Consider the following 11,846-nt stretch of genomic DNA (forward strand, 5'->3'; position numbering starts at 1 on the left):
TGTAAAGATTGAATTGTTGGTCTGGTCTTTTTATGGCCATAGGTGTTGATACTATAAATTCCCTTTTGGAATATTTTAGAGAAATTGAAAGTTATCACTTCATGATGAATCGAAGATTGTTTGTAAAATTAAGTGGCACAATTGGCGCCGCAAGTATTTTGGGTCCAAATGCTTTTTGTTTTTCTACTGAAAAAAAAGGTCTGTACTCAAAAATTAAATTGGTTACTGAGTTTTCTAATGGAGGAGGGGAAGTATTATTAAATAAAATAGATCCAATAACGATCCAAGTTGTTCCACATAATCAAAATAATGGTGGATGGTCTAAGATTTGGTGGCATTTTCAAGTGGAAGGAGTTGCTCCAAATGAAAATATAGTTTTAAATGTAGAAAAAGGATCCGGCTATGTCGAGCAAGTTTTTTATAGCTATGATGATGAAAATTGGGCATTGACTAATTCTGGGGAAATCATTGAATTAGAGGGGAAAGAGTATATTCAAATTCACCACGTTGTGCGGGGAGATAAGATCTCCTTTGCTTATGATTTACCTTATCGGATGAAGGAATTAGAATCCCTTCTTTTGCCACAGTTGCAAGGTATGCCTCGAGTTAGAGTATTTGACTATTGTAAAAGCAAGCACGGACGTTTAGTTAAGGCCATTCAATTGAAATGTACAGGTAAAAGGTCAGAGAGGAAATATGGTGTTTGGTTGCAAGCTAGGGCCCATTCATTTGAAGCTGGTAGTAGCTGGGTGTTGCATGAATTGACTCAATGGTTAATATCCAACCATCCTCTTGCTATGGAACTTCGAAAAACTACAGAAATTACCATACTTCCTATAGTGGATGTTGATGCTGTAGAGGAAGGTAGAACTGGAAAAAATCAAAAGCCATATGATCACAATAGGGGGTGGAGTGAGGAGGTCTCTCATTGGCCGGAAGTGAATACAACTAAGTCTAAACTGAAGAAAATGTCTACTGAGAATATGTTGGATTTATTTATTGATTTTCATGGACCAGGAAACAAGAGTCATCCGTACTTTATAATTGCAGTAGACAAAAATCTCAAAACTGATATTCAGAGAGATAATCGGCAGAAATTTTTTGAAGTCTTAGGTGCTAAACCATTTGATGACAGCTCAAAGAATACCCAATCCATGCATCAATTTTTTTATAGTAAAAGAGAATGGAAAAGTAAAAATCACGATTCATCAAATATGTGGGTTGGACACAATACCACAAATAATGTAATTAACTTGACATTAGAGGTGAATATGGGGACCCCATTGAGTACCATTGATGGGTATAAAGTTGAAGCGATAACTCTGGGGAAAGCGATTGCAAAATATTTTAATCAAGGAAATCATCAAAAATAAATGATGATAGTGAGATAGTATAAAGATGAATGCCAATAATAATATATTGATTAAAACCGATTTCGATAGTGGTGGAGGTAGGATATCTATTGTTCAACATAAGCCTATAATTCTAGAGGTAATCCCTCACGATGAAGGACAATCTGGATGGAGTAAGGTGTGGTGGTACTTTAAATTGCAGGGATTGGAGCCAGGTCAGGAAATTATTATTCGATTGGTTAAGGGAGAGCCTGAAATAGGGGGTATAAGTGCTCAAGCTTATTTTAGTTATGATCAAATATCTTGGGCATTGACCAATATAGGAAAAGATGTAGTTGTAGACGGGAAGAAGTATTTTGAATATATCCATACGGTTAAAAATCATGAAATTTATTTGGCTTATGATTTGCCGTATGTACCAGAGCATGCATCGACATTGATAGAAGAATGTTCAAGGTTTGAAAGAGTGAAACCTTTTCAATTGTGTGAAACGAAGAAAAAGCGATCGGTTCAGGCAATGAAAATGGAAGCAAATAAAAAAGCGAAGTATGGTATTTGGTTGCAAGCCAGAGCTCATGCTTTCGAATCTGGGGCTAGTTGGGTGCTTCATGAAATGGCATTGTGGTTGTGCTCGAATGATGCTCGAGCTATTCAACTGAGAAATTGGTCTGATATTTATATAGTGCCGATAGTTGATGTGGACGCTGTGGTCGAGGGGAGAACGGGTAAGTATCAATTGCCATATGACCATTGGATGAATTGGCATACTGAACCAGAATTGTGGCCCGAGGTGGCAACTATAAAATCTCATTTATTAGGACTTAAGAGTTCTAATATGATGGATATGTTTATTGATTTTCATGGACCGGGTGCCAAAAGCAATCCATTTTTTTTAACTCCTTTTGAACAGGATTTACCATTTGAAAAACAAAGAATAAATCGAAAAACCTTTTTAGATATTTTACAATCTGAATTAATGTCTGATGAAACTAAAAAGACCCATTCAATGACTCATATTCTGTATAGTGAAAGAACTTGGGATAAGGTAAAAAGTAGTTCTTCTCATGAGTGGGTATTGCTTCATACAAATGAATCCTGTGTCTCATTTACACTTGAAGTAAATATGAATACACCTTTAAGTACGAGGTCTGGGTATAGGTCTGAAGCTATTGCCTTGGGTAAAGCAATGTCGGATTATTTTGTTAATAATCAACATTTAAAGTAAATGACTAAGTTGAAATAAAACCATAGAAGTTGCAACCCTTGATTGCCACATTAAGAGTTTCTATTTTGTAGTATGTTCAATTTGAATCTTGACTAAATCTTTGGTAACTTTTTTGATGAAATCGTGTGAAATATAAATTATTTCGAAAATTTGAATTTTGAAAACATGAGAATTATTTTACACTTTATTTGAGGTGTATAAAAGTGTTTTACTTATAGTAATTTTATACAGCAATGATGATACAAATACCTTCTATTCAATTTTAATAGCTATAATACTAATGTTAGTAAGAATCGTATAGTAATTATGAATTACTAATTTGGATCATTGATAAGTACAATATTTAAATGAAAAATTATGTCGGCCATTTCCTATTAATATGTCTTTTTGGTTTTATAAATCAAATAGAAGCACAAACCAATCTATTAAATACTTTAGAGTTTCCAATTATTTTTAAAGGGAACGATACAACGGCATATCGTGATCCTGCGGTCTTGTACCACAATGATATGATTTACCTGTTTTTTACCATAGTGAAAACTGAAGGAGGAAAGATTTATTCATACACAGCAGAGAGTCATTCAGTTGATTTGAAGAATTGGAGTCCAGAGAGGATCCTTACTCCTAAAGATCAAGATTTGAATTTTTCAAGCCCTGGAAATATTATTAAGTACAAGGATGAATGGATTTTATGCTTGCAAACCTATCCTCGTCCAAATCATACCACGGATCAAGGGGTGCGATATGCAACAAACGATGCAAGATTATTTACCATGCGTAGTAAAGACTTGAAAAGTTGGAGTGAACCTGAATTAATTAAAGTACATGGTCCTGATGTTGATATTGCCGATATGGGAAGAATGATTGATCCCTATATTATGGAAGATAAGGATGAAAAAGGAAAGTGGTGGTGCTTTTATAAACAAAATGGAGTAAGTATGTCCTATAGCTACGACTTTCAAAATTGGACATTTTATGGGCACACGAAGTCAGGTGAAAATGTATGCGTTTTGAATGAGGAAAATGAATATATTTTATTTCACTCTCCAACAAATGGGATCTCTATAAAGCGCTCTTCGGATTTAAATACTTGGAATGATTGGGGAAGCCTCATACTTCTGGGGCAAGATGAATGGAACTGGGCAAAAGGAAGAATTACAGCTGGAGCGGTAATTAATTTGAAGGAATACAAACAGTTGGGTAAGTACATATTGTTTTTTCATGGTTCAGGTCCCAAAACCGAATTGGAAGGAGATTTTGATGTAAATGCGTCAATTGGAATCGCATGGAGCGAAGATTTACTCAATTGGGATTGGCCTAGAAGGAATGAATAGTGAGGCTATCTTTTAAGGTGAAAGATGGTGTTTGCCAATAAGATTATTTCGTATTTATTGACTATTATGGTGTTATCGATCGTGTAGGTATAATAAAATATCTATGAGTATCCTGTTTTTAATATTTATATTGATATTTTAGATCAAATAATATCTTGTCCTCATGATTGCCAAAATTTTGATCTTCAGATTTTTATGGGTAGTATGTGCTCTTACCTGTTTGTATTCTTTGAATAGTTGTAGTGATTCCGCCAATACTGCGACCGCAGTCCAGGATAGTAATCCCAATATTGTTATTATATACACCGATGATCAGGGTATAGGAGATGTAAGTGCTTTGAATTCCAATGCTCGATTTCAAACCCCCAATATCGATAGAATAGCCCATGAAGGGGTGATTTTTACTGACGGTCACAGCAGTGATGCTGTTTGTACACCATCGCGATATTCACTATTGACGGGGAGATATAGTTGGAGGACATCCTTGAAAAAAGGGGTGTTGGGAGCTGAAGGTCCCTGCCTCATAGAATCGGGGCGAATGACCATTGCTTCACTATTAAAGAATGAGGGCTACCACACTGCTATGGTGGGTAAGTGGCATTTGCAAATGGAGTTTGAAGGGGAAAAGGGAAAGAATAGAAATTGGTCGAAGCCATTTACTGATGGGCCAATTGATCATGGTTTTGATTATTTCTTCGGTATACCAGCTTCCATGAATTACGGGATTCTTACTTATTTAGAAAATGATAGTGTCCTATATCCTCCTGATTTATGGACTCAAAAGAAGGCTGTTCTTGATCCAAGGTCTTTTCGGGACCATGTAAATCCCCACGATTATAGGATGACACCGCCTTATCAAGAGTTGCCAGATCATCGGGGATGGTTGGAAGTGGCCAAAGAATTTAATGATGAGTTGGTGCTAGAAACCTTTGCATCCAAGGCCGTAGAGTATATAGACTCTGCTGCGAAAGAGTATAAAAAGGGGAGGCCCTTTTTTTTATATCTACCGCTAACCAGTCCACATCTTCCTCATGCTACCCATGTTGATTTTAGGGGTAGGAGCGATTGTGGGAATTACGGAGATTTTATGATGGAAACCGATCATCGAGTTGGTCAGATACTGAATGCCCTTGATGAAAATGGAATTGCTGAGAATACATTGGTTATTTTTTCATCGGACAACGGGCCGGAAACCAATTATCTATATCAGTTCGAAACCTATAATCATCAAAGTAATATGGGTTTTAGAGGGGGTAAAAGAGATATTTATGAAGGGGGGCATCGAGTTCCCTTCATCATGAGGTGGCCTAATGTGATTTCACCCGGTAGTAAAGTAGATATACCGGTCTGTCAGACCGATTTTTTGGCAACTATTGCCGATATTTTAGATGTGGATTTACCAGATAATGCGGGGGAGGACAGCTATAGTCTTTTGCCTGTCATGGAGGGTATTTCGGTCGATGATATTTCTCATGGGCCTGTGATTCATCATTCTGCTTCTGGACATTTTGCCATTAGGGAGGGAAAGTGGAAGTTGAATATGTTGAGAGGGTCGGGAGGCTCATTACCTCCAAGACTGATAGTCCCTCAAGCGGATGATGCTTTGTATGAGTTGTACGACATAGTATCTGATCCGGGGGAAACGAAAAACCTTTACTTTGATCAGCCAGAAATAGTAGACCGACTTAGAAAAAAAATTACCACTATTATTCAGCAAGGGCGTTCGACTCCTGGATCTAATCAAGATTTTGTAAAAGGAGATTGGCCTCAATTGACTTGGATGAGTTTTTAGATTGTTTCATTTTGTATAAGTGTTGATTGGCTATGTTTGGATGTGAAATTGATTGAGATGAATGATTTAGATTCGAAGACAATTTTGATGAATTTAAGTAATTTATATTATTTTCAAGTAAATATTTTGTGTCTCATTGAAATTGCCATTTTATGTAGATATTATTATTGAATAGTGTAAGTTATTATGATGAGAGGGAGCGCTGTTTTGAGGAAAATTAGATTGGTAAATTGAGTACAATAGGATAAAGATTTCAAGATTGCCATAAATTATTAATGTATTTTGTATTGGCATGATGATTATCATTATTTAAGATAACTAAAATATAGATTTGATGTATTTGACTTCAGTTGCTTCTCGGAAATGGATGTATAGTTGTTTTTTATCAATCCTATATATAGGCGTTTTTACCAGTTGTCAAGATGGTGATTCGTCGGGGGCTGTGTCAATTGATGCAAAACCCAATATTATTGTAGTCATAACAGACGACCAAGGATATGGAGATCTAGGACATACGGGCAATCCCATCATAAAGACCGACGCGTTGGATAAGTTTTCTTCAGAGGCCGTTAATCTCACCAATTACCATGTGGGGACAACTTGTGCTCCTACTAGAGCGGGCTTGTTAACGGGAAGAAATTGCAATAGAAATGGAGTGTGGCATACTATAATGGGAGCTTCCATATTGAATCGAGAAGAGGTGACCATGGCCGATTTGTTGCAGGAAAATGGATATCATACCGGTATGTTTGGCAAATGGCATTTGGGAGACAATCATCCCTTTTTGCCTCATGAAAGAGGTTTTGACGAAGCATTTTATCACGGTGGAGGCGGAGTAGGTCAAACCCCAGATTATTGGAATAACGATTATTTCGACGATACTTATTTTAAAAATGGAATACCTGAAAAGCGGTCGGGATATTGCACCGATGTGTGGTTTGATGAGGCTATAAAGTTTATTGAAAGTAATAAGGAAGAGCCGTTTTTCTGTTACTTGAGTCTCAATGCGCCTCACGGTCCATATAATGTGCCTGAGGAATATTACAATATGTACAAAGATGAAGACAGAATCGACGAAACCCAAAAACGATTTTATGGGATGATAACCAATATCGACGATAATTTTTCTCGACTGATGGAAAAGATTGAATCTTTGGGGATAGCGGAAAACACCATAGTGGTTTTTACTACAGATAATGGTACGGCCAGAGGCTATACTGTAAATAAGGCCAGTAAAGAAGTCTTGGGGTATAATGCTGGTATGCGAGGCACTAAAGGGTCATATTACGATGGTGGGCATCGGGTGCCCTTTATTATTCGATGGCCAAAGGGCGGATTGTCTGGAGGTAAATCATTGGATGATTTAGTGGCCCATGTCGATGTGTTGCCCACTTTTATGGGATTGACAGATCATTCGTTTACTGTTAATAAAACCATGGATGGCAGGGATATGAGTGGTTATCTGTTAGGGAAAGAATCAGCAACCCAACGGTATTTAGTCACCGATACACAGCGAGTGCCTTGGCCAGTGAAGGGCAAGGGCAGTTGCGTTATGGATAAAAGTTGGAGATTGATCAAAGGCAAAGAACTCTATAATATTGACAGTGATCCAGGCCAGGAGGTAGATGTTTCGGCTCAATATCCCGATAAGGTTGCAGAAATGAATGCATTTTACGATTCCTGGTGGGAGGATGTGATCGCTGAAACCCATTTTTCTGTCATTGATTTGGGTTCGGCTGATATAGATGTATTGACTTGTCACGATGCGCGGACCATAGATTACTACCCGCCGTGGAATCAGCAAATGATTCGAACTGGCAAAGTGATGGAGCCTGCCCCTTTTTCTGTCAATTTTGTATCTACTGGTAAATATAGATTCTCTTTAAGAAGATGGCCAGCAGAGAGTGGTTTAGCCTTGGGTGCATCGATTGATGACGGATATCCTGCCACCTTGTACACTGCGGCCAATACCAATGGTGTGGCCATGGAATTCCAAAAAGCATATGTAGTGATAGAAGATCAGAAAGTTGAAGTGGACGTAGATAATGAAGCTGGGGCTGCCATTATTGAAATGGAAGTAGAGGAAGGTCAAACTGAGCTTTTGGCTTACTTTCAGATGATGGATGGGGAGTCATGCAATGCTTTTTATGTAGATGTAGAGCGGTTGGATTGATGTTTTGGATGTCACAAAGGCTTATAAGAATTACATTTTTAATTGACATTATTCATTCGATTTATTGTTCTAGAGTCAGGACTAAATGAAGTATTCTCAAAGACTACTAAATGCCCATTGAGGGCATTTGGAGAAGATGACCGAGCAAAGTTGCTCTTTGAGCAACTTTATTCGTTCACCTTGGCATGGTAAAGATCATCATGAAGTTGTATTAATGCCATGCCGGAGCCAGTGGTTAAAAATCTATCGAATTACATTACAGTCACGCCAATTTGTAGAGGCGCAAGATTTTACGTCTGCCGTCATAGTTTTTAATTAATACCACGCCGGAGCCATTGGCTAAAAATCTATCGAATACATTACAGTCACGCCAATTTGTAGAGGCGCAAGATTTTGCGTCTGCCGTCATAGATTTTAATTAATGCCATGCCGGAGCCAGTGGCTAAAAATCTATCGAATTACATTACAGTCACGCCAATTTGTAGAGGCGCAAGATTTTACGTCTGCCGTCATAGTTTTTAATTAATACCACGCCGGAGCCATTGGCTAAAAATCTATCGAATACATTACAGTCACGCCAATTTGTAGAGGTGCAAGATTTTGCGTCTGCCGTCATAGATTTTAATTAATACCACGCCGGAGCCAGTGGCCTACCCACCCGAAACACGGAGGTTTCGGTTCCCTCAATACTATTATATTATTGATGTAAAATGAAATTTAATCCTTGTCAATTTTAATGTATTGTTGTCACGACACGGAGGTCGTGACTTCTCTCGCCGAATGTCCATTTAGGACATTGGATACTTTGTATTTCGCTCGTTCACACCCACGACACAGTGGTCGTGGCTCCTTCATCAGATGAACATTTAGTTCATCTGGTTGCTCTTTGAGCAACTTTATTCAGTCGTATAAAATATTGAATTTGGTATAAATGCTATGATATAATCATTGTTGTACATTAAGATAAAAGTGTAACAAATCTATGGTCATTTTAATTTTAATCCGTCAAATTATCAAATCCGTTTAAATGTGTGATTTTGACTATGGATGGTGAATCTTAGATTGAGGTATATTAAAATTTAAAAAGGTTTTTATCTTTCAAAACATTGCGTAAAGCCATTGGTGTTTAGGTAAAACTTACGAAAATCAGATATTTATTTACAAAAACTTATGTTTATTTATGTATATTTACTTTTGTGCTTATATATTTGTGATAGAATAACCTATAAAATGAAAGAATTAGGATTAAATAAGGCTGAACTCAAAGAGTTAAAAGGATATCATACTGCACATGAGATTGTAAGTCAACCATTATTGTGGGAAGAGATATATGATGATGTATTGCGTGGTAAAGAAAAAATTTTAGGATTTATCCGATCTATTCACAATATTGAAAATTGTGATATCATCCTTACTGGTGCAGGAACATCTTGCTTTGTGGGCGAGGTGTTAGAAAGTGCTTTTATGCAATATCTATCGCCTTTTTCAAGGACTGTCGCTACAACTACTTTGGTTACTCATCCCGAAGTATACTTTTCAAGTCCTCGAACTACGGTACTTGTTTCATTTGCACGGTCGGGAAATAGTCCGGAAAGCAGAGCTTCATTGGCCTTGGCGAACAAACATTGTGGTGAGGTAAGACATTTGGTCATTACTTGTAATGCCCAGGGTGAAATGATAAAAGAATTGGATTTAGAAAAGGACTTTTTATTTTTACTTCCGGAACAAGCCAATGACAAAGGTCTTGCCATGACAGGTAGTTTTACGGGAATGTTGTTGGCCGGATATTTAATGGCTAGAATAGAGGACGTAGAATCTTTAAGCGATGAATTTCAATTGGCCAAAGTCTATGGGCAACGGTTGATTTCTACAAGTGAAGTTATGTGTAAGAAATTGGCAGAACTCGATTTTTCGAGAGCTATTTTTTTGGGGTCTGGTCCATTATTAGGAGTGGCTCGAGAATCTCATCTCAAGGTTCAAGAATTGTCCAATGGTTCGGTTATGTGTAATTTTGATTCTTATCTTGGCTTGAGGCATGGTCCCAAGGTTGTTGTGGATTCACAGACTTTAGTTGTTTTCTTGCTGTCCAATGACGAATATGTGAGGAAGTATGAAGTGGATTTGATCAAAGATATGGTTACCGAATCCTTGGGGTTGAAAAAAATAATAATTTCAGAGCGTCCTTGTCCCGAGTTGGATGTAGATTATGTTATAAATATGGGAGAAGAAGGGACTGCTCTAGATCCATACTTTCTCGCCATGGTCAATGTCTTGCCCGCACAAATATTGGGATTTTTTAAATCTATTCAGCTGGGGTATAGTCCGGATTCTCCTTCTGAAAAAGGGACGATATCTAGGGTGGTTCAGGGTGTGAGAATCTATGAATATACGCATCAAATGAGAAAGAAAAAAGATTGTGAAATAAATGAATATGACTAATTCAAAATACTATAGCAAAGAGGATTTTTCAAATGTGGAAAAGGTTGACGCCCATGTGCATATGAATACTGTGCAATCACATTTTAGTCGAGTAGCCAAAGATCACAATTTTAAATTGATAAGTATTAATACTGAAGTACCTGAGTATCCAGAGATAGAACAGCAGCAGAAAATAATATTAGATCAGCGAAAGTCATATGCCGATACCGTACATTATTTAACTACTTTGAATACGGAATCTATAGGATGTGATGGGTGGTCAAAATCCACTATTGAGTATATCTCTAAGTCCTTGGAAGCGGGAGCTTTGGGGGTGAAGGTGTGGAAAAATATAGGGATGGATTTGTTGCGGGTAGATGGGACTTTTATTAAAATATCGGACCCAGAATTTTATCCCATTTTTAATTTTTTGCAGGAAAATAATGTTCCTGTCCTCGGTCATATTGGGGAGCCTCGTAATTGTTGGTTGCCATTGGAAGAGATGACGGTGAAGAACGACATCGCCTATTATTCCAAGCATCCGGAGTTTCATATGTATCTACATCCCAATTATCCAAGTTATGAGGATTTAGTAGACTCGCGAGATCGTATTCTTCAGTTATTCCCAGACTTGCAATTTACCGGTGCCCATTTAGGTAGTATGGAATACAGTGTAGATGAAGTGGCGAAGAGGTTGGATCGATATCCTAATTTTTATGTGGATTTAACGGATCGTATTGGTCATCTTCAATACCAATCAATGGAGGATCGGCAAAGAGTCATCGATTTTATTTATGCTTACCAAGATCGGATAATATACGGTACCGATTTGGAATTCTTTGATTTTCACAATGAAGGTGATATTCGTCAACAAGTATTGCAAACTTGGCAAACAGATTGGGCTTATTTTGTGACCGATGATGAAATGATGGTGCCTGCTCTAGATCAGCCCGTATTAGGTTTAAAATTGGAAAAAAATGTCGTCGATAAAATTTATCGAGAGAACGCTATTTTCTGTTATCTGAAAAAAGGTTAGTTCTGAGATGTTATACCGAATTTCCATAATATCACTGAACGAAATGCATGGTTGATTGAAGTTGTTCATTAGAGCAACTCGATGTCCTAAATATGACCGAATGAAGCTCGAAGAGCCAAATGCCATAAATAGGCATTTGGCGAAGATGACCGAACAAAATGCGCAGCATCATTGATCCTTAATGGATCTATGGTGAGGATGGCTGAACATGACTGAATGAAGCTCGAAGAGCCATTGACCGCAAATCGGTCAATGATGAAGGAACAGAGGGTTCCATCCCTCGGGTGGGTGGCCAAGAGTATCCAATCGACTAAATGTGACTGAATATAGTACATTATCGAACATAATACGTAGTATCATTGACCGTAAATTGGTCAATGATGAAGGAACTGAGTCCACTGCGCCTCGGGTGGGTTCGCCACTGTGCCGATGATATTTATGACTCGTCCTAAAAAAAGCTTACAGTTTTAATTAATAATCCTGTAATAGATTTACAGGTTGATCTAGATCCTGATC

At 37.6% G+C, this 11,846-nt stretch carries 8 protein-coding genes; 7 read left to right on the top strand and 1 reads right to left on the bottom strand.

Annotated elements, in window-relative coordinates; all coding sequences use genetic code 11:
- The first annotated feature begins 101 nt into the window (after positions 1–101).
- The 7 genes from LVD51_RS05575 to LVD51_RS05605 all read left to right on the top strand — a co-directional run bounded on the left by LVD51_RS05575 (position 102) and on the right by LVD51_RS05605 (position 11,330).
- The gene (locus LVD51_RS05575) at positions 102–1,373 is read left to right on the top strand and encodes a M14 family zinc carboxypeptidase (protein ID WP_236970211.1); all 1,272 of its coding nucleotides are present in this window, start codon (positions 102–104) and stop codon (positions 1,371–1,373) included.
- A 25-nt stretch (positions 1,374–1,398) separates the two neighbouring features.
- Positions 1,399–2,577 carry a M14 family zinc carboxypeptidase gene (locus LVD51_RS05580; protein WP_236970212.1) on the top strand — a complete coding sequence of 393 codons (1,179 nt, stop codon included), beginning with the start codon at positions 1,399–1,401 and terminating at the stop codon, positions 2,575–2,577.
- Positions 2,578–2,924: 347 nt separating this feature from the next.
- On the top strand, positions 2,925–3,911 hold the full coding sequence (locus LVD51_RS05585; RefSeq protein ID WP_236970213.1) for a glycoside hydrolase family protein: 987 nt from the start codon (positions 2,925–2,927) through the stop codon (positions 3,909–3,911).
- Between the two features lie 163 nt (positions 3,912–4,074).
- Entirely contained in the window at positions 4,075–5,703 is a 1,629-nt protein-coding gene (locus tag LVD51_RS05590) for a sulfatase family protein (RefSeq protein ID WP_236970214.1), read from the top strand.
- Between the two features lie 334 nt (positions 5,704–6,037).
- Positions 6,038–7,876: an arylsulfatase gene (locus tag LVD51_RS05595; RefSeq protein WP_236970215.1), complete on the top strand. Its 1,839-nt coding sequence runs from the start codon at positions 6,038–6,040 to the stop codon at positions 7,874–7,876.
- A gap of 1,230 nt (positions 7,877–9,106) precedes the next feature.
- Positions 9,107–10,315: an SIS domain-containing protein gene (locus LVD51_RS05600; protein WP_236970216.1), complete on the top strand. Its 1,209-nt coding sequence runs from the start codon at positions 9,107–9,109 to the stop codon at positions 10,313–10,315.
- On the top strand, positions 10,308–11,330 hold the full coding sequence (locus LVD51_RS05605) for an amidohydrolase family protein (protein ID WP_236970217.1): 1,023 nt from the start codon (positions 10,308–10,310) through the stop codon (positions 11,328–11,330). Before LVD51_RS05600 ends, LVD51_RS05605 begins: the two co-directional genes overlap by 8 nt.
- An 86-nt stretch (positions 11,331–11,416) precedes the next feature.
- Here LVD51_RS05605 and LVD51_RS05610 read toward each other — a convergent pair whose 3' ends face one another.
- Positions 11,417–11,665 carry a hypothetical protein gene (locus tag LVD51_RS05610; protein ID WP_236970218.1) on the bottom strand — a complete coding sequence of 83 codons (249 nt, stop codon included), beginning with the start codon at positions 11,663–11,665 and terminating at the stop codon, positions 11,417–11,419.
- Positions 11,666–11,846: the final 181 nt, after the last annotated feature.

Origin of the sequence: Membranihabitans marinus, assembly GCF_021729155.1 — a bacterium.
GTDB lineage: Bacteria > Bacteroidota > Bacteroidia > Chitinophagales > Saprospiraceae > Membranihabitans > Membranihabitans marinus.

Excerpts from the sequence above, each read along its gene's own strand:
- LVD51_RS05575 (WP_236970211.1), top strand. The coding sequence starts at position 102 with ATGATGAATCGAAGATTGTTTGTAAAATTAAGTGGCACAATTGGCGCC.
- LVD51_RS05580 (WP_236970212.1), top strand. The coding sequence starts at position 1,399 with ATGAATGCCAATAATAATATATTGATTAAAACCGATTTCGATAGTGGT.
- LVD51_RS05585 (WP_236970213.1), top strand. The coding sequence starts at position 2,925 with ATGAAAAATTATGTCGGCCATTTCCTATTAATATGTCTTTTTGGTTTT.
- LVD51_RS05590 (WP_236970214.1), top strand. The coding sequence starts at position 4,075 with ATGATTGCCAAAATTTTGATCTTCAGATTTTTATGGGTAGTATGTGCT.
- LVD51_RS05595 (WP_236970215.1), top strand. The coding sequence starts at position 6,038 with ATGTATTTGACTTCAGTTGCTTCTCGGAAATGGATGTATAGTTGTTTT.
- LVD51_RS05600 (WP_236970216.1), top strand. The coding sequence starts at position 9,107 with ATGAAAGAATTAGGATTAAATAAGGCTGAACTCAAAGAGTTAAAAGGA.
- LVD51_RS05605 (WP_236970217.1), top strand. The coding sequence starts at position 10,308 with ATGACTAATTCAAAATACTATAGCAAAGAGGATTTTTCAAATGTGGAA.
- LVD51_RS05610 (WP_236970218.1), bottom strand. The coding sequence starts at position 11,665 with ATGTACTATATTCAGTCACATTTAGTCGATTGGATACTCTTGGCCACC.